Origin of the sequence: Halomonas sp. SpR1, assembly GCF_031010175.1 — a bacterium.
GTDB lineage: Bacteria > Pseudomonadota > Gammaproteobacteria > Pseudomonadales > Halomonadaceae > Vreelandella.
Window position 1 is genome coordinate 52108 of the sequence record NZ_JAUAMB010000023.1, and the last position, 25838, is coordinate 77945.

The 25838-nt window shown below is 54.5% G+C and carries 22 protein-coding genes; 10 read left to right on the top strand and 12 right to left on the bottom strand.

Translation table 11 applies throughout. The features are described 5' to 3' along the window. The first annotated feature begins 18 nt into the window (after positions 1-18). Entirely contained in the window at positions 19-543 is a 525-nt protein-coding gene (gene luxS, locus QT231_RS15915) for an S-ribosylhomocysteine lyase (RefSeq protein WP_308337837.1), read from the top strand. 24 nt (positions 544-567) lie between these two features. Next, positions 568-864 (top strand): DUF1330 domain-containing protein, encoded by a 297-nt coding sequence (locus QT231_RS15920; RefSeq protein WP_308337838.1) that lies wholly within the window; start codon positions 568-570, stop codon positions 862-864. 92 nt (positions 865-956) lie between these two features. On the opposite strand, the gene QT231_RS15925 is transcribed toward QT231_RS15920, so the two are convergent. Both QT231_RS15925 and QT231_RS15930 read right to left on the bottom strand, forming a co-directional pair. Continuing rightward, positions 957-3083, bottom strand: a complete 2127-nt coding sequence (locus QT231_RS15925; protein ID WP_308337839.1) for a TonB-dependent siderophore receptor — start codon at positions 3081-3083, stop codon at positions 957-959. A gap of 292 nt (positions 3084-3375) precedes the next feature. Further along, positions 3376-4575, bottom strand: a complete 1200-nt coding sequence (locus tag QT231_RS15930) for a Bcr/CflA family efflux MFS transporter (RefSeq protein ID WP_308337840.1) — start codon at positions 4573-4575, stop codon at positions 3376-3378. Positions 4576-4797: 222 nt separating this feature from the next. Between QT231_RS15930 and QT231_RS15935 the strand changes: the two genes are divergently transcribed. After that, positions 4798-5316, top strand: coding sequence for a cupin (locus QT231_RS15935; protein ID WP_308337841.1), 519 nt, complete (start codon positions 4798-4800; stop codon positions 5314-5316). 303 nt (positions 5317-5619) lie between these two features. On the opposite strand, the gene QT231_RS15940 is transcribed toward QT231_RS15935, so the two are convergent. After that, positions 5620-7014, bottom strand: a complete 1395-nt coding sequence (locus tag QT231_RS15940) for an AbgT family transporter (RefSeq protein WP_308337842.1) — start codon at positions 7012-7014, stop codon at positions 5620-5622. Between the two features lie 69 nt (positions 7015-7083). Continuing rightward, positions 7084-8208: a M20 family metallopeptidase gene (locus QT231_RS15945; RefSeq protein ID WP_308337843.1), complete on the bottom strand. Its 1125-nt coding sequence runs from the start codon at positions 8206-8208 to the stop codon at positions 7084-7086. A 172-nt stretch (positions 8209-8380) separates the two neighbouring features. On the opposite strand from QT231_RS15945, the gene QT231_RS15950 reads away from it, so the two are divergent. Continuing rightward, complete coding sequence (locus tag QT231_RS15950) at positions 8381-9316, top strand: LysR family transcriptional regulator (protein ID WP_308337844.1); 936 nt, start codon at positions 8381-8383, stop codon at positions 9314-9316. Positions 9317-9471: 155 nt separating this feature from the next. On the opposite strand, the gene QT231_RS15955 is transcribed toward QT231_RS15950, so the two are convergent. The 3 genes from QT231_RS15955 to QT231_RS15965 are packed head-to-tail and all read right to left on the bottom strand — an operon-like array spanning position 9472 to position 15309. Then, positions 9472-10986 (bottom strand): MFS transporter, encoded by a 1515-nt coding sequence (locus QT231_RS15955; RefSeq protein WP_308337845.1) that lies wholly within the window; start codon positions 10984-10986, stop codon positions 9472-9474. A gap of 39 nt (positions 10987-11025) precedes the next feature. Then, the gene (locus QT231_RS15960; RefSeq protein WP_308337846.1) at positions 11026-14130 is read right to left on the bottom strand and encodes a multidrug efflux RND transporter permease subunit; all 3105 of its coding nucleotides are present in this window, start codon (positions 14128-14130) and stop codon (positions 11026-11028) included. An 18-nt stretch (positions 14131-14148) separates the two neighbouring features. Next, positions 14149-15309 carry an efflux RND transporter periplasmic adaptor subunit gene (locus QT231_RS15965; protein WP_308337847.1) on the bottom strand — a complete coding sequence of 387 codons (1161 nt, stop codon included), beginning with the start codon at positions 15307-15309 and terminating at the stop codon, positions 14149-14151. Positions 15310-15484: 175 nt separating this feature from the next. Here QT231_RS15965 and QT231_RS15970 point away from each other — a divergent pair, with 175 nt between their 5' ends. Then, entirely contained in the window at positions 15485-16243 is a 759-nt protein-coding gene (locus QT231_RS15970; protein ID WP_308337848.1) for a response regulator, read from the top strand. After that, positions 16240-17319 carry an ATP-binding protein gene (locus QT231_RS15975; protein ID WP_308337849.1) on the top strand — a complete coding sequence of 360 codons (1080 nt, stop codon included), beginning with the start codon at positions 16240-16242 and terminating at the stop codon, positions 17317-17319. The genes QT231_RS15970 and QT231_RS15975 overlap by 4 nt, the downstream gene beginning before the upstream one ends. Positions 17320-17422: 103 nt before the next feature. On the opposite strand, the gene QT231_RS15980 is transcribed toward QT231_RS15975, so the two are convergent. Further along, positions 17423-18232 (bottom strand): sulfite exporter TauE/SafE family protein, encoded by an 810-nt coding sequence (locus QT231_RS15980; protein ID WP_308337850.1) that lies wholly within the window; start codon positions 18230-18232, stop codon positions 17423-17425. 107 nt (positions 18233-18339) lie between these two features. Between QT231_RS15980 and QT231_RS15985 the strand changes: the two genes are divergently transcribed. After that, the gene (locus QT231_RS15985; RefSeq protein WP_308337851.1) at positions 18340-19122 is read left to right on the top strand and encodes a helix-turn-helix transcriptional regulator; all 783 of its coding nucleotides are present in this window, start codon (positions 18340-18342) and stop codon (positions 19120-19122) included. 24 nt (positions 19123-19146) lie between these two features. On the opposite strand, the gene QT231_RS15990 is transcribed toward QT231_RS15985, so the two are convergent. The 3 genes from QT231_RS15990 to QT231_RS16000 form a co-directional block, all read right to left on the bottom strand. Next, a complete protein-coding gene (locus QT231_RS15990; protein ID WP_308337853.1) occupies positions 19147-19941 on the bottom strand; it encodes a PhzF family phenazine biosynthesis protein in 795 nt (264 codons plus the stop codon). A gap of 67 nt (positions 19942-20008) precedes the next feature. After that, entirely contained in the window at positions 20009-20998 is a 990-nt protein-coding gene (locus QT231_RS15995) for a virulence protein RhuM/Fic/DOC family protein (protein ID WP_308337854.1), read from the bottom strand. Positions 20999-21205: 207 nt separating this feature from the next. Continuing rightward, positions 21206-22102 carry a LysR family transcriptional regulator gene (locus tag QT231_RS16000; RefSeq protein ID WP_308337855.1) on the bottom strand — a complete coding sequence of 299 codons (897 nt, stop codon included), beginning with the start codon at positions 22100-22102 and terminating at the stop codon, positions 21206-21208. A 155-nt stretch (positions 22103-22257) separates the two neighbouring features. On the opposite strand from QT231_RS16000, the gene QT231_RS16005 reads away from it, so the two are divergent. Continuing rightward, positions 22258-22875: an NAD(P)H-dependent oxidoreductase gene (locus QT231_RS16005; RefSeq protein ID WP_308337856.1), complete on the top strand. Its 618-nt coding sequence runs from the start codon at positions 22258-22260 to the stop codon at positions 22873-22875. 107 nt (positions 22876-22982) lie between these two features. Here the strand turns inward: QT231_RS16005 and QT231_RS16010 are convergent, their stop codons facing one another. After that, complete coding sequence (locus QT231_RS16010) at positions 22983-23891, bottom strand: LysR substrate-binding domain-containing protein (protein ID WP_308337857.1); 909 nt, start codon at positions 23889-23891, stop codon at positions 22983-22985. A gap of 93 nt (positions 23892-23984) precedes the next feature. Between QT231_RS16010 and QT231_RS16015 the strand changes: the two genes are divergently transcribed. Then, complete coding sequence (locus tag QT231_RS16015) at positions 23985-24905, top strand: DMT family transporter (protein ID WP_308337858.1); 921 nt, start codon at positions 23985-23987, stop codon at positions 24903-24905. 166 nt (positions 24906-25071) lie between these two features. Then, the gene (locus tag QT231_RS16020) at positions 25072-25716 is read left to right on the top strand and encodes a hypothetical protein (RefSeq protein WP_308337859.1); all 645 of its coding nucleotides are present in this window, start codon (positions 25072-25074) and stop codon (positions 25714-25716) included. Positions 25717-25838: the final 122 nt, after the last annotated feature.

The window sequence follows — 25838 nt, forward strand, 5'->3', positions numbered from 1 at the left end:
ACCCAGCAAGGAGACAGCATGCCGTTACTGGATAGCTTTACCGTTGACCACACCATCATGAACGCCCCTGCGGTGCGGGTTGCCAAAACCATGCACTCGCCTTCCGGCGACACTATTACCGTGTTCGACTTGCGCTTTAACAAGCCTAATGAGGATATGATGGGTGAAAAAGGCATCCATACGCTGGAGCACTTATTTGCTGGCTTTATGCGCAATCACTTGAATAGCGATAACGTCGAAATTATTGATATTTCGCCAATGGGCTGCCGTACCGGGTTTTATATGAGCCTACTGGGCAGCCCAACGGAAGAGCGCGTCGGCGAGGCATGGCTAGCCGCCATGCGCGATGTACTGGCAGTTAATCGTATGGAAGAGATTCCAGAGCTCAATGAGTTTCAGTGCGGCACCTACGTGATGCATTCGCTAGACGACGCCAAGCGCATTGCCCAAGGCATCATTGACCAAGGTATCGGGGTCAATAAAAATGACGACATAGCCCTAAGCCCTGAGCGATTAAAAGCGCTGGGTAATGACGTGAAGTAGTGAACGATAAACAAGGAGAATTTAATGCCCGCTTACGTCGTACTAACCCGTGAACATACTCACGACACCAAGGAAATGGAGCACTACGGCGAGAAGGCAAAAGCCGCTCGTGAAGGCCACGACCCGCAACCGCTCGCTTTCTACGGTGATTTTGAAGTGCTCGAAGGCAGCGCCATGGAAGGGGCGGTGATTCTGCGCTTCCCGGATATGGCCGCCGCCCGTGCCTGGTACGACAGCCCCGCCTACCAGGAAGCCCGCAAGCACCGCTTTCAGGGCGCCGACTACCGGGTGTTTATCGTTGATGGCCTAACAGAAGTCTAAAAAGCAAAACCCCCGCCTGTAAAAGCGGGGGTTTCGGTTATTGCCTTAGTTGCCGAACGCATCAGTTGGCTGGCTTATTCAGTACTGTTAGCTCACCAGCGATAGCTGACTTTGGCACTGATTTCACGGCCTGGATTGTAGTAGTCGGCCGTACTGGAACCGACCACATGCTGCTCGTCAAGTAAGTTGCTAACGTTAACGGCCAGATCAGCGTCTTGGGTTAATTGGTAGCTCAAGGCCGCATCAAACAGCGTTGCGGCACTGCTCTTGGACGTATTGGCGGCATCAAAGTAGTAGGAGCCAACGTAACGGGCGCCAAGGCCAACGCTCACATCCTGGCTTGGCAAGGTATAGTAGCCCCACAGCGAAGCCGTATGTTTGGGGGCAGAAGTAAACTCATTGCCTTCTCTAGCTGCGTTGCTATCGCGCACCACTTCTGACTCCATATAGGAGTAACCACCAGCCAAGCTGAAGCTATCGGTCAACTCAGCCTTCGCTTCCAGATCAAGGCCCCGCACTCGGGATTCACCCACGGTTTCCCGCTCGATAACACCATTGTCCTGTACAACGGCGATAGTGACGTCATCCCGGGTCAGGTCATAGATAGCCGCCGAGAACAGCGCATTGGTACCAAAGGGGGCGTATTTCGCACCAATTTCGTACTGTTCGCCCCGTTCTGGCTCAACGCCAATCGTAGGCGGTGCGACCGACTCTACCATGCTGATATAGGTCGAAATTTCGTCGGTGACGCGATAGGTCAATGCACCGCGGAGCGAGGTCTCAGAGAAGTCATCGGAATCGGTGACGCCCGCCATGTTAGTGCTGGATACGTCCATCGAGTCGTTGCGCACGCCCGCGGTCACAATGAATCGATCATAGAAGGACAAATTCTGGGTCAGGAAGATCGACTCGGTGGTGAAGTCCTGCTTGTTGCTGCTATAGACGTTGAGGCTACTCGGCGCACCGCTAAAGACGGGATTTGCGATATCAATGGAGGTCGCATCCCCGTAAAACGAACTGTCTTCGGTTGAGGCATCCCGATACTCGACACCCACCAACGTACTGCTATCGACCCGATCAAAGCGCGCGTCGTACTGCAGAATAGCGTTACCAATCAGCTCCTGTGCTTCGCTGTCGGAGCCAAAATAATCGCGATCCACCACGCTGCCTACTCGCGCTGCAGAGTCAGTGATATAGACGTAACCGAAGTCGTCGGTAAGATCGCTGTAACGCAGGTTACCCCGCAACGTCAGGCCGTTATTGAAATCATGGGTAAGCTGGCCGGTGATGCTAGTGCGCTCAACGTCGTGATAGTTGAAACCAGGCTCACCAAAGAAGTCGCTGCGATCATACTCCCGGTCGAGTGGGTAACCACCGCTATTGGGGGTGTCGTCACGCTTCAGATAGTCGAAAATAACACTCGCTGAGGTGTACTCAGTTGGCTCCCAGGCTAGGCCGCCCATCAAGAAGCCATTGTTGTCTTTAGAGTGATCGTATTCGCGATCGCTGTCCCGGATAGTACCGGTGAAACGGTAGGCCACTGTCTCGTCAGCGTTAAGCGTGTCACCCACATCCACACCGGCCTCTTTTGCGTCGAATGAACCGTAGGAGAGATAGCCCTCCCCAAAACGTTCAAACCTTGGCCGTTTGCTCACGAAGTTGACCGAGCCACCTGGATCCGCCGGGCCAAACAGAGTGGAGTTGGCCCCACGCAACACCTCAACGCGCTCGTAGGCGTAGGGTTCTTCACGAACACCGCGCATTGAGCCTAATGTCAGCCCATCACGGTAGGTGGTGGCCTCGAACCCGCGGATCTTGAAATAGTCGTTCCGGTCATCGGTGCCGTAATAATCGGTAAGAATCCCTGGGGTATATTGTAGAACTTGCTCGGTGGTGGAGGCGTTGCGCTGCTCGATCTCCTTCTCAGAGATGACCGACACGGAGGCAGGTGTATCGAGAATACTGGTAGCGACCTTACCGCCCACCCACAGCTCCTGGGCCACTATCGAATTGGCATCATCATCGGCGTAGGCCTGGGCGTTGACGATAATGGGGGCGAGGCGATATCCCTCATTATCGTCACTGCCGTCGCCGGTTTCCTGAGCGTTCCCGAGCATGGGAATAGTCACCAGCGTCGTGCCGCACAGAATGGCGGTAGTGGTCTGCTGCCACCTTACCCGACCTGCGTTGCGCCGGACTGTGCTATTGCTATCAGTCATTTTGAAGATCCCTTGGAGTGAATAAACCTACCCTCGCGCCTTATGATTCTCTTATGAAAGGCCGTGAGAGTATCCGAAGCTAGCACCCCCGAGTCAATAGTGATAATACCAATCATAATCATTTATTTTGAACTTTTGTTCATGATTGCGATACACGAATGAGGCTATGCACCAGCCGGGCTACCCGTCATATATCCGCAACGCCTGTATACCAGCGGCATCTGATCAAGAAATAAAAAAAGCCCCGCGTTTTGGTTAACACGGGGCTTTTGGTAAGAGAGTGCAGTCAGGTTCAGCGTGCCTCGACAGCGGCACGCCCTTTGATGATTGAGCGGGCAAGCATCAAATACGCCACCGAACCGCAGGCAGCCATGGCCAGGATAACTGCTCCAAGCGTATGCGGCAGCAGGGCAGACAATGCGCTCAGAATCCCGGCGATACCGAACTGGGCGGCGCCCAGAAGCGCTGCGGCCGTTCCACTGCTGGTGGGAAAGAACTCCAAAAAACAGGCCTGAATATTCGGCGAGATCGCCCCTATCGAGCCAATGGTCAGCATCATGGCGGGCAGGAAAGCGTACAGCGGCCACTCCATGAAGGCAGCCATCACCAACAATACGATGCCCACTGCCTGACAGCCCGTCGCCAACTGCAGGATACGCAGCGACGGCAACCTGGAAAGCAGCATCCGATTGAGAATATTAAAGATCAGCATCGCGACGATGTTCGCCGCAAACAGCATCGAAAAGCTCGAGGGCGACTGACCGAAGTGCCCCTGATAGATAAAGGAGGCGTAGGTGATAAACATCATCAGGGTAGAAAAAGAAGCGGCCTGCCAAACGATGAACGGCAAGGCTGGTTTTGTCGACAGCACCAGTTTGTAACGCGCCAGCAGGCTCATCTGAGGGCTTTTCGTTCGCGACACTTTGCCCGAACCGGTAAAGAGCACGCGCACCAGCAATGGCACCAGCAGCAGCGCGTATGCCGCCAAGACGAAGAAGATAGTGTGCCAGGAACCCAACAACAGAATCGCGCTACCCACGCTCGGCGCAATGCCCGGCGCCAACACCATGATAAAGCCCATCATCGAGAACAGCTTCGCGGCGTCGCGGCCCGCCACTCTGTCGCGCACTAACGCGGGTACCGATACCAAGGTCAAACCGGCCCCAATGGCTTGAATGGCCCGCCCGCCGAGCAGGGAGTTCAGGGAATCCGACATCCCAATGGCAATGCTTGAGAACGCAAAAATCACCAGCCCGCTCATCAGAACCCGCTGCCGTCCGAAGCGATCCGAAAGCGCACCGCCGATCAACTGCCCCAACGCCAACGCAAATACATACACCGAAACACTCAACGATACCGCCTGCTGAGAAATCCCCAGCGATTCGCCGATGACCGGAAAGGCCGGCAGATACGTATCCATGGAAAACGGGCCCAGCATCATGGTCAATGCCAGGCTCAGCACCACAATGAAGGGCGTTTTAGATTGGGTCATAGCAGCTCGCGGTAAAAGGGCGTAACGATGATCAACATCAACGCTATGATACCGGCTGAGACTATTAAGACAATCGAATAGAAAATGAGGGGGCGGGACGGTTACCCACAAAACAAGCAGCCAGTCTCTTATTGGTTTTCTCGGCTATGCAAAAAACTGTTTTAAAAACTATGCTTAAAACCATGCTGAAAGCACACCCCAACGAGGAACGAGGAGGCAAGGATGTCTATTCCCCAGCCAGAACGACTCCATCTCGACAGCGATGCAGCGACCGGCTATCCCAACTCCCCCCTGCCCGTACTGATTTACCGCCAGGTTCTCGACATCAGCAATGCAGAGGAGCGGGCCAATACCTTTGAAAGCATGTTCAAGCAGCACGGCTGGCCGCCAGCGTGGCGCTACCACCTGTATGACTTCGACCACTTTCACTCCACTGCCCACGAGGCGCTAGGCATTTTTCAAGGCCAAGCCAAGGCGCGGCTGGGTGGCCCCAACGGCCAAGAGGTGATGCTTTACACGGGCGATGTGCTGGTGCTGCCCGCCGGGGTTGGACATGCCAGCCTGGAGGCAGACGATGACTTCTGTATGGTAGGCGCCTACCCACCAGGCCAAGAGCCAGAAATAGAACGCGGCGACCCGGCACAGCTTGCGGCGGCACTAGAACGAGTGGCTGCCGTGGCCTTGCCCGAGGATTCTCCGGTAGGAGGGCCACTAGCGGAGATGTGGCGGCAAGGCTCTTAGTAGGAAACGTCACCGGCGAGTTCGTTGATCGACTAGCTTTCCGTCTACCTATGACATTGGGACTGTTACTTTCCATGTTCAGTTTTTTTTGAAATAGAAATATTAAAAATCAAGTTTTTAGCGACAATCAATTTACAATCTAAGAAGTCTTAAGACACCCTGATGTAGGGGTAAAATACGCTATATTATGTCATTCGATATCTTATAGATATCATGATTGAGGAACCAAACCGCTCAACTCGGGCGGTTTGGTTGTTTATTCCGAACGTCTCTGAATGCTGACAGACGTATTCCTACGCCTGATTAGAACGGCCCATAATTAATCAATACGGCGATAACCACGAAGGCTGTCCCAACTAGCGTCCAGAGGCATACCAACGGAAACGCGAAACGAACCCAGTTACTCCATGGTACGCCACCCACGGCGAGCACAGACATCAACACACCCGATGTCGGCGTAATAATATTGGTAATCCCGTCGCCAAGCTTGAATGCAATCACAGCCGTTTGACGAGTGATATCGAGCATATCTGCAAGTGGCGTCAAAATCGGCATCACGACAGCTGCCTGACCACTACCAGAAGGCACCAAAAAATTGAAAAAGAGGTTGAATACAAAGACAGCGAGCGCCCCCAACATGGAGGGAAGCGTACTCAAGGGCACAAAAATTGAATTCACTACCGTATCTAGAATCATCCCCTCGGCCATTAGCACCGTAATGCCTTTGGCAATGCCAATAATAAAGGCACCATATAACATACCTTGGGCGCCCTTCATGAACATCTGCACAAACTCATTAGGCGAGAAACGAGCGAGTGCTGCGCTGCCTATCCCATTGATCATAAAGATGGCTGAAAGCTCATTAACGCCCCACCCCAACCCTAAAGAGCCATAAATAAACACCGCTAAACAGGCAACAAAGAAGCCTAAAATGACCAGATGCCGACGCGTAAACGTTAAGTCCTCATCATCTGATCCAATGGCTTCAGTGCTAAAGGGCTGACTCCCCATCAAACTACGGTCGGGATCCTCGCTAATGCGTTTGATATACCGACACACATAAGCAATTGTCACTGCCAGTAGCACGAAAAATAGTGCCACCCTAAGCGGCGCGCCAGAAAATAGCGGCAGCCCTGCTATGGATTGAGCAATCCCCAGCGTAATAGGATCGAATACAGCAGCCGCTGAGCCCGAGAAATAGCCCAGATAGACAATGGCTATTCCCGCAATCGCATCTAACTGAAGCGCTCGTGCCAACACGATACCCAGCGGAATAAAGGCAATAACGGCATTCGACCCAACGCCAATGGCAGATACCACGCCAAATACAAAAGACACCACAATCGCGAGCAAATATTTACGCCCGCGAGCTTTATCAACCAAGCTTTTGATGCCTGCATTGATCGCACCGGTAGACTCCACCACGGCAATCGCGCCACCCATTACCAGCACTAAAGCGATTAGGTTTGCTGAGCTGATAAAACCGTTCTGAATCGAAAGAAAAATGTCGAAAAAATTAAGGCCACTAGACTCCACCAGGTGGAAACTGCCAGGAATAACCGTAGGCCGCCCCTCTGTGGTTCGCTCAAACTGGCCCGAGGGAATAAAGAAACTCAATAGCCAAGCCACCAGTAATAACCCAAACAGAATCACAAAGGCATCGGGCATGGCCATTCGTTGTGTTGATCTAGTTTTCACGTTGAAATTTCCTGAATATTTTTTCATATAGTTATTTATTTTTCGCATTGATATACAGCTGATGGCGTATCAGACCTGCCGTATCAATGCAGCCAGAATCGCCGCACGCGGTACAATTGAGGCTATTTCGATGTGCTCATACTCCGCATGGGGGGCAGCACCGGTTGCACCCAGTCCATCCAGGGTGGGAATACCTTTGGCTGCAGCGAAATTGCCGTCGCTTCCTCCCCCTACCGAGGCTTCCGTGAGCTCGATGCCTAATTCACCAGCAGCATGCTGTGCAAGCTCAAACAGACGAGCCGTAGCATGTGTGCGCTCCATCGGCGGGCGGGTCATGTCACCGCTCACGGTTAGCGTTACGCTGGGATGAAAGGGAGTACTTTGATAAATGGCATTGTAGAGTCGCTCGGCTTCTTCCAGCATTGTTACCCGAACATCAATCCCTAACTCGGCTTTCTCCGGTACGACATTAAGTGGCCCACCGCCATGCACCATCCCCACATTCACGGTGGTTCCCAGGCTGGGGTCGGCCAGACTATGTAAGTACTGAATTTGGTGGGACAGCTCCTCAATCGCACTCACCCCTTCTTCAGGGTTGTTGCCCGCATGGGCCGCTTTCCCCGTTATATGCATGTAAAAGCGTCCAGAGCCTTTGCGTGCCGTTTTCAAAGCGCTGCCATTCGCCGTGGCAGGTTCAACAACCAGCACTACATCGCTAGCAACCGACTCCTCCTCAATGCGTTGTCGTGAAGTAGGGCTACCTAACTCCTCGTCACTGGTACATAGAAAACGAATGCGGGCATTGGGAAGCGCATCGAGTTCAACAAGTGCTTTGACAGCCCAAATGGCTTGTACAATACCGGCTTTCATATCCAGAATGCCGGGACCGTAAAACTTGTCCGTCTCACGGCGGATAGCGAGCCGACCGATATCCCAAACCGTGTCGAAATGCCCCAAAATAAGAATCTGACGATCCCCCTCTCCTAGCGTGAAGCCAAGATGGTCGCCCTTTTCAGTTTGTGGGAACGTTTCCGCCTGACATTGGAGCCGGTCTTGAAATAACTGGCGCAACAATTGCCCACAGGCATCCACTGCGGCTTTATCATTGGATGGCGATTCAGCGCGTACTAAGGTTTCAATATCATCGAGAATAGAATGCTGATGCTCTTGCAGATAAGTGTGAAGGGTATTCATATAGCCTCTCGAGTAAGAATGGCAGCTTCTAAATAGCAGTAACCCAAAACAGCGTTGTGCTATTAAGCGCACGGTCAGTATGTGAGGGGCGTAACAAGGAAAGAATAAGAAGCGCGCAGCCGAATCGTTGCGTTCATAGCAACGGTTAAGAAGCCGATGAAGGATAGAGAAAATGGTGCAACAACGCATGGATCAGGGAATTACCGAACATCGACTGGCTTACCTTTACGAGGTTGCCATGCAAGGGGGTGTGAGAGCGGCTGCCGAGTCAGTCGGCGTTAATCCTTCGGCCATCAGCCGCCAAATAGCACTACTTGAGCGACATCTGCAAATTCCCTTACTCCAAAAACAGGGAAGAAACGTCACGGTGACCCAGGCGGGAAAGCTACTGATCGAGCACCACCGGGAAATGCTATATCGGCGGCGTCAGTTATCCGAGACACTGCAGGATATGCGCCACTTGCGTCGAGGCAGTGTCAGCCTACGGGTCGGGCAGGGTATGATCAGTGAATTTGTGGAAGGGCCTCTCCAACAGTTCAGCGCAGATTACCCTGATGTGTTTGTAGATATTCACTCTGGTAACATGAGTGAAACAATCAATATGATGCTGCGGGGCAAAGTGGATATGGCGATCAGCTTTGGTCCATTAGGCGATCCACCGGTCATGGTTCGCAGCTTTAACCGCGGCCCTATTTGCGCCATAGTACCGCCACATCACGCTTTGGCAGGCCTTGAAGCCATTACACTTGAAACCCTGGCCCCCCAGCGATTGATCTTTATGGCTGAACAATTCGGCATCCAACAGTACATCAATGAGATGTTCAGCAGCCAACACCTAGCCCCCCTGCCCGCTTACCAGTGCAATCACTTTTCTACGGCTATTGCGCTAGCAATATCAGGGCTAGGTATTGCCTTCATGACGCGGCAATCCGCCCGCCCTTTGGTTGAACGTGGGGATATTGTTGCAATTCCTATTGAACATCCTTTGTCACATACCGCTACCTGCCACCTCATCCGCAGCCAAGGAAGAAGGTTCACTCCTGCCGCTGAGCACCTATGGAAAGTGCTTGCTAGCTCAATGCAATCACAGTCTGCGGGGAAGCTCTGAGCTTAAAACAGGTAACGCTTTTACTTGTTAAATTTAGGGAGTAATTCGTGTCCAGCATTGCCCATATATGCGGCTGCCAAGGCAACCCACCACGCTTAAATTGACAGCTTAGATCGGAGCTAGAACCATAAGGATGTTCCAGAGCCCGACCACCATCACTCATGAGCTCCCACATTGTCTGAGTGGCGACCCAGCATCCAAAACACCACCACCGACAGTAAAGCGATCAGAATCGCCGCGACTGTCAGTAGGATCGAGTGCGTGGTGGAGAACGCCGCCTTCGCGGCCATGATGAGTGCATCCGCCTGATCTGCGGCAAGCCCTTGTGCCACAACGATGCTGTCGCTGATCGAGCGCTCAGCCTGTGCACCGAGGGCTGGCTCCAAGTGTGACGGCAGCACGATGGTATTGGTGTACACGCTGGCCATGAAAACCCCGAATAGGGTGATGCCTAGCCCACTACCCAATTCATACCCGGTGGCTTCCAAAGAACCTGCTGCCCCTCCTTTACTGGCGTCCACGGCCCCCATAATGGCAATTGAGGAAGCGGTCAGGCCGATGCTCAACGTTAGCCCCAGCACGGCCAACGCTGTTGGCACTGTCCAGTCAGGCGCGTGGAAGTCAGCATGCGCCAGATAGGCCAGAGCGGCTGCCGCGAACCCCATCGACATACTAGCAACCCGCCGTAAGCCAAACCGGTTGGAGAGGTAGCCCGCAACGGGGCCACCGGCTGCTGCGGCCGCCATGATCGGCACCATGAAAAGGCCGGCCTGCAGCGGCGTTTTGTCCAGCACATATTGCAGCTCTTGCGCCAGCGTCAGCTCGACGCCTGCCAGCGCGCCGGAAGCCACTAGCGCCATCACCATGCCAGCGACGATGGCCGGGTGGCGAAATAGCGATAAGTCCAGCATCGGCATCGTCGAACGCAGCTGGATACGTGTAAACCAAACCAGCATCGCTAATCCCAGAGAGAGCACTAATCCAGCCCGCCACAGTGGCTGTCCCGCTCCCATCACAGACTTGATGCCATAGACCACAGCGATGATGCCAACAAGCAAAATCAAGGCCTGACCGAACGCCCATTTGCCCGGTGTCGTCGCCTCGCGGCGTGGCAGCAGCGCATAGGCGACCGGCGCCACCACCAGCATGATGGGCACATTGATGAGAAATACCGAGCCCCACCAGTAATGTTCCAGCAAGGCACCACCAATCAATGGGCCCACTGCCGCGCCCGCGGCCCCCACGGTTCCCCATAAGCCAAGCGCCATCGCACGCTCGCGCTCGTCTTCGAAGGTTTTGCGGATGACACCCAGGACACAGGGCATGATCATCGACCCGCCAATAGCTAGCAGCACTCGAGCACCGATCAACATGGCGGGTGTCGTCGAGAATGCCGCCAGTAGTGACGCCACCCCGAACACCAAGAGCCCGGTCAGCAGCACACGGCGCGTACCAACTCGGTCAGCCAGGGTGCCCATCGGCACCAGCAGGCCCGCCATCAGCAACGGATAAATATCGATGATCCACAGCACCTCAGTACCCGTGGCACCCAGCGCCGGCGTCAGCACAGGTACCGCGACGTGCAGAATCGTCATATCGATGACAACAGGCAGGAACGCCAGCATGACGGCAAACAGAACCAGCCACCGTTGTGGGATAGCAGCAAACATTAGCTACTTAACTCCTGAATAATTGGATATAACTTCCCGTTATGGGGTTCGCCAGCCATTAACGCGCTCCTGAAGATCCATCACGAAAACGAAGAACACCGGGACGAAGAGAATCACCAGAAGCGTTCCGCTAACCATGCCGCCGAACACACCCGTGCCTATCGCATGCTGGGTTTTGGCACTGGCGCCAAACGCAACCATCAGCGGCACCACCCCCAAGCCAAAAGCGAGTGAGGTCATCAGAATCGGGCGCAGGCGCAGACTGGCGGCTTCCACCGCGGCCTCCATCAGCCCCTTACCTTGCTCACGCAACTGTTTTGCAAACTCAACGATCAGGATCGCGTTTTTCGCCGACAACCCGATCACGGTGACCATACCGACTTTGAAGAAAACATCGTTAGGCAGGTCTCGCAGCAGCATCGCAGCCACCGCACCCAGCACCCCCAGCGGGACAACGAGTATCACCGACAGCGGAATGGACCAGCTCTCGTAGAGAGCGGCTAACACCAGAAACACCGCCAGGATTGACAGCGCAACCAGCATGGGTGCCTGGGCAGCGGACTGCCGCTCCTGAAGGGATTGCCCCGTCCAGGCCACTGCAAAGCCGGGCGGAAGTTGCTGCGCCAGACGTTCCATTTCAGCCATCGCTTCACCGGTGGAGGCCCTCGCCGCCGCACTACCGGAAATACTGGTGGCGGGGTAGCCCAGGTAGCGCACCATTTGTAGCGGTGTTTCGTCCCATACCGGGGTAACCACCTCTGACAGGGACACCATGCCTCCCCTGCTATTACGCACGTGTAGCTTGAGCACGTCGTCGACCTGCATACGTGCCGACGCATCCGCTTGCAGAATCACCTGCTGCATCCGCCCCTCATTCGGGAAATCGTTGATGTAGGAGGATCCCATCGCGGTAGACAGGATTTCGCTAATGTTGGCGAACGATACCCCGAGCGCTTCGGCTTTCTGACGATCAATGTCAAGACGAATGCTCGCACCTTCCGGAAGGCCGTCGGAATAGACGTCGCTGACTACCTTGCTCTGCGCCGCCAGTTCAAGCAGCCTCGTCTCGGCAGCCTTAAGGGCGGCCGGCCCCTGGTTGCGTCGATCCTGCAAGAACATCGTAAAGCCGGACTTGGTGCCCAATTCATCAATGGCCGGCGGCAACATACTCATCACCGTCCCTTCGTTCAGTTGACTCATGGCTTCCTGAACACCTTCCGCTTCACTCGCCGCCGTGGCACCGCCGCGCTGCCCCCAATCCTTTAGCGTGGTGAACGTCAGCGCCGTATTCGCGCCAGACCCGGAGAATCCGAAGCCCAAAATAGACATATTGCCGTCCACTGCAGGGCGCGCCATGACGTACGACTCATACGCCCTGACGACATCCAAGGTACGCTCGGTTGTCGCATTGGCAGGTAACTGGATACTGGCCATGAAATAGCCTTGATCCTCTTCCGGCAAAAAAGCCGAAGGCAGCTGGCGGAAGGCGAGCACCAGCACGCCTGCGATGACCACAAACACCAGCATGACCCGACCGCTACGGGCGACTAATCTTCCCACACGCGATTCGTACCGAGCGGTCATACGTTTAAGCGCTTGGTTGAACCAGCCGAAGAAGCCGCCTTTGTCGTGATGCCCCGATTTAATGGGTTTGAGAAGGGTTGCGCATAGCGCCGGTGTCAGCGTTAACGCCAGAAACGCCGAGAACAGAATCGAGACCACCATCGCCAGGGCGAATTGCTTATAGATCACACCGACCGAGCCACTAGAGAAGGCCATCGGAATAAACACCACCGTCAATACCAGGGTGATGCCCACCACCGCACCAGTGATCTCCTTCATCGCCTTGATGGTGGCGTCCTTTGGCGACAATCCCTCTTTGGCCATGATGCGCTCAACGTTCTCGACCACCACGATAGCGTCATCGACGATGATGCCAATCGCTAACACCATGCCAAACATCGTCAGAACGTTGATTGAGAAACCTGCCAGCAGCATCACCGTGAAGGTTCCCAACAACGCAATCGGCGCGACCAGTGCGGGGATCAGCGTATAACGGATGTTCTGTAGGAACAGCAACATCACCAGGAAGACCAGTACCATCGCCTCGATGAGGGTATGGATGACCTTCTCGATAGAAACCTTAACGAACGGGGCCGTATTAAAGGGGATCGATGAGCTCATGCCCGCGGGTAGCGCCTGGTTTAATTCAGCCAGGCGCGCCTGGACACTTTCCGCCGTGCGGACAGCATTGGCACCGGGTGCCAGCTGTATGGCCGCCGCCGTCGCTGGCTGGCCATCCTCACGATTGGAGAAGCCGTAGGATTGAGCGCCCAACTCGACTCGCGCCACATCGCCCAACACCACGTTGGAGCCGTCTACATTAGCGCGAAGTACGATAGCAGCGAACTCTTCCGGCGTGCTCAATTGCCCCTGTGCAGTCAACAGCGAGGATACCTTTTGGCCGGGTAAGGCCGGAGACGCGCCGATGCTGCCCGGTACAATCGGTGCGTTCTGCTCCATGATCGCGGTCGAGAGATCATTCACCGACAAGTCGAAAGCAATCAGCTTCTCCGGCTCTATCCAGATTCGCATTGCCTGCTCAGCACCGAACAGCTGCACACGACCAACACCGTCAATGCGGCGCAGCTCCTCGACGATATTGCGCGCCATATAGTCGTTCAGGGCGATCTCATCAAAGCGCCCATCCTCGGAATTCAGGCCCACGATCATCAGAAAGCTGGATGACGCTGACTCTACGCTCAACCCATCCTGACGAACCGCCTGAGGTAACCGAGGTTCGACTGCCTTGAGTCTATTCTGCACATCCACTTGGGCCAGTTCCGGGTTTGTCCCTGGCTTGAAGGTGGCGATGACAGACGCCGACCCCGAAGCATCGGCCGATGATTCGAAGTACAGCAGGTTCTTGACACTGGACAGCTCACGTTCGATGAGACTGAGCACGGCGTCGTTCATGGTTTGCGGTGTGGCGCCGGGATACGTCGCAGTGATGGTCACCGACGGGGGCGCTACCGAGGGGTAGTGAGCGACCGGCAACTGAGGAATGGCGATCACGCCCAGGAGGATGATAAACAGCGCGACCACCCACGCGAAGACTGGGCGCTGGATGAAGAACTGAGGCATTACGGAGACTCCTGAAGCTTAATAAGAAGATGCCACTGAAGCCTCAAGAGGCGATGACACATGCCAATCAGTCGCGCTGACTTCGATACCATCCGCCAGTCGCTCTATACCCTCGACGACGATCCTCTGTCCCGCTGTCACCCCCGCTTGCACCCGATAACTGCCGTTCGCCAATTCACCAAGCTCCACTGAGACCATCACCGCCTTGTCGCTGGCACCAATCAACCAAACGTAGGGCTTACCGCCGATGCGCACCACGGACTGTTGCGGCACCGTCAACGCATTGTCATAGCTTGCATAGGGCACGCGGGCCCGCACAAACATACCGGGCAGCAGGCGCCGATTGGGGTTGTCCACGAGTACACGTAGCAAAAGGTCACCTGTGCTGGCATCCACATTGATACCCGAAAAAAGAATGCGTCCGGTGACATCGTAGGGCGTACCGTTGCTGCCGAGGATCGTGACCGGCAAGCCTTTGTCGAGGGAGGGTTGCGCCGCTATCGCGTCTTGAAGCGATTCGAGCGAGGAAACCGAGCGCCGAACATCCACATAGACCTTATCGATCTGCTGAACACGGGCCATGGGCGTACTATCACTGCTGGCGACCAGCGTTCCCTCCGTCACCAACGCCTGATCAATTCGGCCTGCAATGGGGGACGCCACCGTAGAGAATTCCAAGTCAAGACGGCGGCGCGACAGCGTTGCACGCGCTTGGGCCACCTCAGCGGCGGCCTGCTGGCTTTTGGAGACGGCGTCATCGTAAGCCTGGCGGCTAACCGACTCTGCCCTGACAAGCGGCTCCAGCCGCGCTGACTGCGCACGGGCATGGGTAAGCTCGGCTTCGGCCTTCTGCAACGCTGCCTCTGCCGTTTCCACTTCAGCTCGAAATGGCGCAGGGTTGATTTCGAATAATGGCTGCGTCGCACTCACGTCGGTTCCCTGCTCGAAAAGTCGACGTTGGACGATCCCGCTGACCTGCGGACGAATTTCCGCCACTTGATACGGCAAGACCCGGGCCGGCAAGTCTTCGGTCAGCTCCCATCTAACGGGTTCCAAGGTAACCACAGACACTCGGGCAGGAGACGGCGCTACTTCTTGCTCAACTGGCCCGCAGGCAGTTAGCACGGTGAGTAGCAAGGCACAGAAGCCACCATTGCGGTAAATATGTCGGATCGTCATACATCGTCCCTTCAGGCATAGTTCTTGCTGGCATAGTTCTTGCTGGCATAATTACTGCAGACTTAATTTCTGCAGACATAGGCAAACATTTGCCTACCAATAGAATTGAAGGGGACTATATCGCTGTAGCGTGGTATTAACGTCGACGGTATGTGTAGATATGATGGAGAACACAATGAATGTTTCACTAGGCACTTTCATGTCCACGACTCATCAGTCGCCAAGTTCTCCTCCTGCCCCGCAAGCATTGGTTCTCATCGCCGAAGACGAGCCTGAGATCGCTGATATCCTGCAGGCTTATCTGAGACGTGCGGGCCTCCGAACCATCTACGCAGAAGATGGACGCAGGGCATTGGACATGCATTTGTCGATGAAACCCGATCTTGTCTTACTTGATGTAAAGATGCCTAAAATGGATGGCTGGCAGGTACTGTCAGAGGTTCGCCACCGTGGTGAGACGCCCGTCATCATGTTGACCGCCATGGATCAGGACATCGATAAACTCATGGGTTTGCGCTTTGGTGCCGACGACTACGTCGTCAAGCCGTTTAACCCTGCCGAGGTCGTCGCACGCGCTCAGGCAGTGTTAAGGCGCACCATGGCTGATGCAAACCACCAACCCCGTGTCCTCCGGGTTCCGCCCTTTGAGATCGACCTGGAACAGCACGAAGCCTTTGTTCAGGTGGGAGAAGACTCACATAGCCTCGCGTTGACGCTCACCGAATTCAGATTGTTGACGCACCTTGCACGCGCACCCAAAAAAGTTTGCACCCGCGCAGAGTTGTTGGCCGCCTGCCTACCCGAAAGTGAAGCGCTTGAACGCACTGTCGACAGCCATATAAGCAAGCTGCGTAAAAAACTGGAAGACTTCGGTGTGAGAGGCATACCCGTTGGCATACGCGGTGTCGGGTACCGGTTGTGGGGAACAGAATGAAACTCATTGGATTGAGCCGGACAATCGCATTGACAATGGCAGCGATGGCGTTTGGCATAACCCTGTTAGTCGTGGTGACCTCTTATGTGTTCTATTTCATTACCTTCCATTTTTGGCAGGGGTCGATTAGCGAACCAAACATGTTCCCGTCGGGGCTCGAGTGGGCTTGGCTCGTTGGCACTACGTTGGTTGGGCTCGCGTTCGCCGTGATAGTGGGCATTCACTTGGCACGTCGCATTCTGGTGCCGCTAAACTCCGTAACAGAAAGCATGCGGCGCGTCGCGCAAGGCGACCTGGACGCACGCGCCATGACGGGTGATAGGTCGTTAGGCGAGGCCGCCGTTTTGGCAAATGACTTCAATGCCTTGGCAGACCAATTACAGCGTATGTCCAAGGAAATGACGTTCTGGAATGCGGCTATTGCCCATGAGCTGCGTACGCCCGTTACTATTTTACGCGGGCGTCTGCAAGGCTTGGCAGAAGGCGTATTTCCTCCCGAAAAACCCCAGTTTATGAGCCTCCTTACTCAAATCGACGGCATGGCTCAACTGATTGAAGACCTTCGCGCCGTGAGCTTGGCCGACAGCGGTCATCTGAACCTTGAGATCAAGAAATGTGATCTTTCGACTGAAATTGAATCAGTCGTAGAATTTTGTAGGCATGCCCTAAATGCATCAAATCATTATCCGACCCTTGATCTGCAATCTGGCGCCGTGTATTGCGATCCTGTCCGTATTCGTCAGGCATTGCTTGCGCTGCTGGAAAACGTTCGCCAGCATGCATCACCAGGGTCGCTAATCATCCAAACGCGCCAGGATGAAGGATGGTGTGTTTTGCGTGTGGTGGATTCCGGCCCAGGTATTCCTCAGGAATATGTCTCTCATATTTTCACAGCATTCCGGCATGCGCGGGATGCTGGCAGTAATATGCCAGGAGACAAGCGAGGAAGTGGACTCGGATTGGCGGTGGTGGCGGCTATTGCAAGAGCCCATCGTGGCGAGGCCAGATGTTACCCCTCTGATGAGGGTGGATCTTGTTTCGAATTGCGCTGGCCTTCTCAATCACACAGTACGTGATCACATAGCGCGTGGTTGCTAAATGAATCAACTTTACGTCTTTAAACCCTGCTCCCCATAAAGAGCCGCTCCACAAAACAGGCATCTCCCAAGCAAGCAACACTCAACGTACCAAAACCATCACCACAAGCACCATGGTCAGCAGTAGCAGGTATACCCCGGCATGGATGCGATCAGGAATGCGCCCAATCCATATCGACGCCAGGCGGATACCGAGCCATGAGCCTATCGCTAACACCAGCAACGCACGCACATCCACATAGCCCGCATACCAGGCCCCAAAAGCGGTGCCACTTGCCGACAGCAACACATATGTTGCGGTACCACTTACCGCCATCGGCAACGATAACGGGTTAGCCATTGCCGTGGCCGCTGTCATGCTGGCACCTCTTCGGCGCATGAGCGGTACGGTCATTACGCTACCGCCCACACCCAGCAAGGCGGCGACTGCTCCGATGAATGTTCCCGTCATCGCTGTTACCAGATGCCCCATGGGGCGTACATCACCACTCGCCTGGTGCAGAAAACCGGGCCGAAGCACGGCATCCAGAATCGTAATCCCCAGATAGCCGATAAAGGCCCAGCGTACCCACTCCCCACTTAACGACACGGCGGCTGCCGCGCCGAGCACAGCCCCCATGGCGATATAGCCAACCATGGGACGCACCAGATGCCATTGCACGGTCTGTCGACGGTGGTGACGCCAAGTCGACAGGGAAGCTGCAAAAATCATTAGCGCCGTCGAGGTGGCCACCGCTATATGCATGGCCGCCTGACCGATACCGCTATCCAGCCCATGGACGGAAATCAGCAGGGTATACAGCAAGGGAACCACCACAAACCCACCACCAAAACCAAACAACACAGTGGTAACTCCCGCCAACCCGCCACAAAGAAGCAGTACGCTATACACCGCCATTCTCCTGAAGAAACGCAATAGCAGGCACTATATGACGGCAGGAGTTGGCCGACCTTCGTCATTTGGACAATAATCATTGTGTTTCGGCCAGGTTGACGACAATGCTCAATACTCCCCTGTCAGACGTAGACGATGTAGCACGGCCCCTGGTGGCCATCGGCACTGACTATAGCCCCGGCACGCTGCTCGAATTTCATACTCATCGTCGCGCCCAGTTTCTTTATGGGATGACAGGTCTTATGGAAGTCGACACGGATGACGGCACCTGGATGGTACCCCCTTTCAGCGGCGTCTGGCTGCCTGCGGGCAAGCGCCATCAGGTACGCATGAACGGGGTTAGCACACGAAGCCTGTATATCGAGCCTGACGCAGCGCCACGCGGCTCTCGCAACTGTGAGGTGCTGGTCGTGACGCCTCTCTTGCATCACCTACTACTGGCTTCCGCCAGCGTACCCGCACTTTATGATGAAAGCGGGCGCGATGGCGCCCTGGCACAACTACTCCTGCACGAGCTCCAACTGGCTACATCGCTGCCACTGTTTGCGCCCCTGCCCCACGAGCCTCAGTTAGCCACACTGTGCAGAGAGTTTCTTGGCCAGCCGAACATTCACAGCCTTCCAGAAGAGTGGGCCCGGCAGTTACATCGCAGCCAGCGCACATTTAACCGCCTGTTCCGTCAGCAGACCGGTATGTCCTTTGCGATATGGCGCCAGCAGGCCTGTCTGATGGCGGCTATTCCCAGGCTGCTATCCGGCAGTTCCGTTACCCGAACCGCGCTAGAGCTCGGCTACGACAGCCCGACCGCATTCTCCAGCATGTTTCGCAAGGTACTCGGCCAATCCCCAACGGCCTTCGTCCGGGCGGCTAGCCGCCAAAAGGAATAACTGCCTAAACATACCTAGCTTTTTTCAGTTACTCTTCGGCAAGGTAATAACACCTTTTAGATAAGGCGCCACGCGGCCTTTGATAATCACGCGCTCGCCTTCCACGATGCAGCTAAGCGCGCCTTTGCGGGCACCGCCCTGGCGTGCGGTTAGCGTTTGCTTGCCTAAACGTGTAGCCCAATAAGGTGCAAGCGACGTATGGGCCGAGCCGGTCACCGGGTCTTCTTCCACGCCCACCTTGGGGCCAAACCAACGGGAAACAAAATCCACATCGTCACCCTTAGCGGTGACGGCTATGCCCCGCCCCGGCAACTGTTTAAGCTGCTGCATATCCGGCGCTAACGATTCGATCAACGACGCATCATTAATCACCACCACGATATCGTCAGAGATCAGCAGCTCCTCAATCGCGATACCGCCGAGCGCTGCCGCTACCTCAGTGTGCATTGCCAAGGGTTCAAGCGTTTTAGCGGGGAAATCCATCGCCAGCTCGTCACCCTCACGCTTTACTAATAGCTGCCCACTGCGGGTCTGAAATTGCAGTATTTCTGAGCTATCGCCTAATGCATTAAAAATTACCCATGCTGCCGCCAACGTGGCATGACCACATAAATCCACTTCCACCGAAGGGGTAAACCAGCGCAACTGATAGCCGGATTCAGTCGGCACAAAAAAGGCCGTTTCGGACAGGTTGTTCTCCGTGGCAATGGCCTGTAACAGCGCATCATCCAGCCACACTTCCAGCGGGCAAACTGCCGCAGGATTGCCTTCAAAGGGCTTAGAGGCAAACGCATCTACTTGGTAAAGATCAATGTTCATAACAAACGGCCTTATCTAACTTCAGAGGTCACTTCGGGGGCGGCGCTAAGCACATCAACTGCCACAATTAACTATCTTTCAGCAGTATAAAATGCTCAATCAACCGTATCATTAGCGTTTTCTGATCAGGCAAGCTTTCAGCCACTAACAACGCTAGCGCCACCAGGGTGTTGTCGTTGATCAGTTGCTCGACGGGCCGGGCCAGCAAGGTCGCATTGCGGCGCAGGTACCATAGAAAAAGAAACGAACCACAGCGCTTATTTCCATCGGCCAGTGGATGGTTTTTGATCACGAAGTAAAGCAGGTGCGCCGCACGGGTGGCCACGTTGGGGTAAAACAGCTCGTCGCCAAAGCCTTGCTCAATGGTGGCCAAAGCCGATGTCAAACCGTCGCCCCGCACCTGCCCAAATAGTTCGGTTGCCTCACCTTTGGCGATTAAGGTTTGCTTTAACTCACCAATAGCTTTCAAGGCTTCTTCCAACTCTAGCGAGTGCATACCGGGCTGCTTAATGCTTAGCTCAGCTAATTGCTGCTCATCGTAGCCCTGCAGCAGGCTCCAGGAACGCGCGTAATCGCTAATCACACGCGCTACGGCCTCGCCTTCTGTTGAAACCAAACCTTGATTGGTCAAGGTACGGCTAAGCAAACTCACCGCCTGCTCAAACTCTATGCCACGTTCGGTCAGGCGACGCTGATTCAGGGTGTAGCCTTGAACAAGATATTGCTTGAGTACATCTGTAGCCCACTTGCGGAACTGTACACCACGCTGAGATTTCACGCGGTAGCCAACTGAGATGATGACATCAAGATTGAAGTGATCAACCTGATAAGTTTTACCATCTTCGGCAGTATGTGCAAAATTTGCACATACTGAATTTCGCTCCAGCTCACCCTCTTTAAAAACGTTGCGAATGTGCTTTGTAATAACCGAGCGCTCGCGTCCAAACAATTCACACATCTGCGCCTGACTCAACCAAACGGTCTCCTGCTCCAGCGTCACCTCTAGGTGTGCTTGTCCATCTTCACTGGTGAATATCTGTATTTGCTGATCATTCATAAGTATTGCCTCCAGGTTTACATCGAGCCTTATGCATCCCTAAAGCAAGCATCACTTAATGCAGCAACATTCACCTTTGCCTACCAGAGCAAATACTCAAGCGCGCTTATCAATAGAGATTAAGTAAACCTTAGCATAATAACTGTTTACATATACAGTAAAAAATCTCAATATCCAATCCCCTTAACCGTGCTCTAAAGGATTGTTTTAAGAGTGCAATCGCCGCCTGAGATCATCCAGCAACCACTGGCCAGCCTTCCCTAGGGGTTGATTGCGCGCGTGCGCGGCATAAATCGTTAACCCTTCCTCAGGCGTTGGATCGTTCTCAATATGAAGCGGAACCAGACTTCCCGCAGTTACCAGCTCGGCTACAAGATGTTCAGGCATACGGCACCATCCGAAACCGCTTAGCAAAAAGTCGAGACGTCGGCTCAGATCCACAAAGCGCCAACATCTCGCACTTGAAACCCCAAAGTTTGCACTGCCTGGATCAATGGGGTCGGACAGAACGAGCTGAACATGGGGCTCCAGATCGATTGGCGTTGCTGTTCGTCCGAGCTTAGCCAGCGGATGCCCAGGGGCTACCACCGCCTGCATCCGTACACGAAGCAGCGGATATGCCGTAATGTCATCTGGAATCGAAGGCAGCAACAAGCAGATACCGATGGCAGCCGAGTCACGTCTCAGCCACCGCAACGAGCCTCCCAACCCTTCGGTTGAAAAACTGACTGGCAGATTCGGAAACGTCTGACTGAGTGCGGATAGGCTTTCAATAAAGGGCGCCGTGGGCACCAGAGGGTCGATAGCAATGACAAGCTCCGGTTCCAAGCCTTGGCGCACCCCCATGGCGACGCCTTCAAACTTGGCAGCGCTCGCTAATACCAACCGTGCCTGTTCGACAAGCACCCGCCCTGTGTCCGTCAATAAGGGGCGGTAGCCGCTTCGATCGAACAGCGACACGCCCTGGATATCCTCGAGCGTCGCGATGGTTTGGCTTATCGCGGATTGGACGCGACCAAGCTTTCGCCCCGCGGCCGAAAAACTTCCCGTATCCGCAATCGTCACCAACACGCGAAGTTGATCAAGGGTAAGGCTTCCTATCAAGGAGAGTTCTCCGCATATCAATCATAAAAAGCGATGGACTTGATCATATTTTAATCACTTACAGAAATACATAAGTGGCGATATATTTCCCATACACCCAGCGGAAGAGCAAAGCCTTGATAGGACTCGCCTCGCGACTTTTTTGGAGATTTGCCATGACAACGCTTTTGGTTATAGAAGCAAGCCCACGCGGTGAACATTCAGTATCACACAACATGACGCGGCGTTTCGTACGGGGCTGGGTGGCCGCTCACCCCGATGGCACTGTTATCAACCGCAACCTGCTGGATACCGGGCTTCGGTTCGTTGACGCGGCATGGCTGCAAGCGTACTTCACGCCGCCGGATAAACAGTCGCCCGAGATGGCGGATGCGTTGCAGCTATCAGACGAACTCGTGACGGAACTACTCGCCGCTGATCACCTTGTGATTGCCACGCCGGTGTATAACTACAATGTGCCAGCGGTTCTCAAAGCCTGGGTAGACCATATCGTTCGTAAGGGCCTGACGCTGGGCTTCGATGGAAGCGGACTTGCGACTGGCAAGAAGGCAACGGTACTGATGGCATCAGGCGGCATTTATACTGCTGGTTCTCCCCTTCAGGATCGCGACATCGCTTCCCAATATCTGCGCCTGATACTCAACGTGATCGGCATTAGTGACGTAACGTTGGTGGCTGGGGGCGGGGCAAAGGCGGTCGATTTAGGTGAGGAAACCATGCAAGGCTTCGTGGAAAAGCTCGGTGGTCAGCTTGAACGGGCGGCGAATGCTTAGGACCTAATGACGTTCTTGCTGAGCCCAATTTTCGAACTTTTCTGCCAACATGCCTTTAACCTCCGCCAAACTGTTGAGCTGATTGGGGTCGACCTCGGCCCCTAGCTTCACGTTTCACTCAGCACCTCACGCAGCCAGCCCAATAACGCCTCGCTGCCGGGGCGTTGAGGCGCCCCCTGGCGTGTGTATAGGGCAATGGCATCGTGCTGAGGCAAGCTCTCCGCCACCGGGCGGATCAGTTCGCCATTTTCAATTAAGCGTTGCGTTGTGCGCCGCCAACCCAAGGCGATACCCTGCCCCGCGATAGCCGCTTGAAGTAGCAGTGGATAGCTGTCGAAAACAGCACTCTCCGCTGATGAGAGCTCAAAGTGCCCCATGGCCCGAAACCAGTCATCCCACTCCAGCCAATCCGGCGGTTCCGCGTGGTGGTGCAATAATCGATGGTTAAGTAACGCATTGAGACTCAGCGGCGTGGTAACCCCGTTCAGGTAAGCCGGGCTGCAAACCGGAAATATCTCGTCCTCGGCGGTAAACACAAAGCGGTGGCTCCCGCTGGGCCGTCCGTTGGTTTGCAGCGCTATATCGAAGCTGCCACTAAATTCGGTAATTGGCCGTGTAGAGGTGGCCAGTTGAATCTCAATGTCAGGGTAGCGCCGGTTAAAGTCAGCCAGCTGTGGCATTAGCCAATAGAACGCTTCGCATAACTGGCAGAACAGCACGACGCGCTTATCGTCAGGGTCGCCGCGTAGATCCTGAGCGCCAGTGGCGATACTTTCCAGCGCCTGCGATACCGTACGACCAAACACGCGCCCCTCACGGGTAAGAAATACACCGCGATTACGGCGCTCGAAAAGCATCACACCAAGATCTTCTTCCAGCGCACGAATCTGGCGGCTGATTGCTGCCTGGGTCAGGTGAAGCTCATCGGCCGCGCGCGAAAAGCTCTCAAGCCTAGCGGCAGCTTCAAAGGGGCGAAGAGTCGCCAGGGGCGGAAGGGACTTAATGAATTTATCCATAATCTGAGCTCATACATCGTGACGCAGAAGTCGTTTGAAGCACGGATAGCAACAAAGGCAACCTAGAGCAGAATTCATCACTGGAACGCGGTAATGAAGCCTGCTCCCAAGCCACAAGACAATATTCTCCAGGGCATCATGCTTATCGTAGGGGCCGTCTTTCTACTCGCCCTGACTGACGCGTTGGTTAAGCATCTCAGTGCCAGTATGTCGCTATGGCAACTTTATGTCATCGCATCGCTAATATCGTTGCCAGTACTATTAACGTTGTTGATTGGTCGCCCAGGAACTCGGCTGAGCGTTAAAGCGCTGCGTTGGGTAGCGATCAGAAGCCTGCTTCTGCTGCTGATGTGGATAGCCTATTACGCAGCACTGCCACTGATTCCGCTTTCTGTAGCGGCGGTCGCCATTTACACCACGCCGCTGTTTATTGCCGTACTGGCTGCTTTTGGGGCGGGCGAGCATCTTTCACTACAGGCGTGGACGGGCATACTCTTTGGCTTTCTAGGCGTAGTGGTGGTTCTGCGCCCTGGCGGCGACACCTTCACACCTGCCACCCTACTCCCTGTCCTGGCGGCCATCTTCTACGCCCTCGCGATGCTGGTTACTCGCCATCACTGTCAAACAGAGCATCCATTAATACTCACCTTAGGGCTGAATCTAGCGTTTCTTGCAGCCGGTGTGTTTTTCAGTGTGCTAGTGGCCGTTAATAAAACGACGCAACTTGCCGAACGCGCGCCCTTTCTGTTTGCTAGCTGGCAACCGTTAGACGCCACAGTGCTAACGACCATCGGCACATACGCACTACTGTTGATTATTGTAAATACAGGTGTGGCAAGGGCCTATCAAACCGCCCCTTCGGCGTTGATCGGCACCTTTGATTACGCTTACCTCATCTTTGCCAGCCTTTGGGGCTACCTGCTATTCAACGAGGTGCCTGACGCCATGACCTGGCTGGGTATGGGCATGATCTTAATGGCGGGGTTGATGGTGTTACGCCAACAGCGTATCTAACGCCTCCATTGCCCAAGGTGTGGCAGCACGCTAACCAGCAGTTAGCTCCCTCTTGACTACACTTGGATAAGTCCATTTGGGTGGAGCGATCAGCAGAACCATCACTTTGAGGTGATTTGATCGCTGTCCTTTAATCGCACCAACTCTTACAGCCAGGGAGGTTACTATGAGTACACGGACGAAGATGCCAGAGGAGAAAGGCCTGGATCACAGCATTAGCCTGGTGAAAGAAGGCTATAATTTTATTATTAATCGACGCGTGTCGATGCAGTCCAATGTCTTTAAAACCAAGGTACTTGGCCGTAGCGCTTACTGTCTTAGTGGCAGCGAGGCAGCCAAACTATTTTACGATGAGACTAAATTTAAACGAGCTGGGGCGGCGCCGCTACCGGCTAAGAAAACATTGTTCGGTGTGGGTGGGGTTCAAGGGCTAGACGATGAAGCTCACCGGCATCGAAAAGCGATGTTTATGCAGCTATGGACGCACGAATCGGCTGACAGATTAGGCCAGTTGACTCGCGAGCACTATGCCAAAGCAGCAAAAGATTGGGTTCAGCAGGACGAAATTGTTTTATACGACGAAGCCAAAAAAATCCTGACTCAAGTGGCTTGTGACTGGTGCGGAGTACCCTTAGCAGCCGATGAGGTCGAGAAGCGAACCGATCAGCTTAGCCTTATGTTTGAAAAAGCAGGGGAAGTAGGCTTTTCACATTTTAGAGGCTGGAGCGCCCGCTCAAAAGCAGAGGATTGGATTGAAGATCTCATCGATGAAGCGCGCGAAGGCCACTTGCAGCTAAACGAAGACATGTAGTGGTCAACTAATCCCGGACAGTAATTTAAGATTTTCCTCAGCCACAACGGGAGGCATGCCATCGTTAAACGAGTGAGGGCGCTGCTGGTTGTAGTAACCCATCAGATAGCCACTAACGTCCT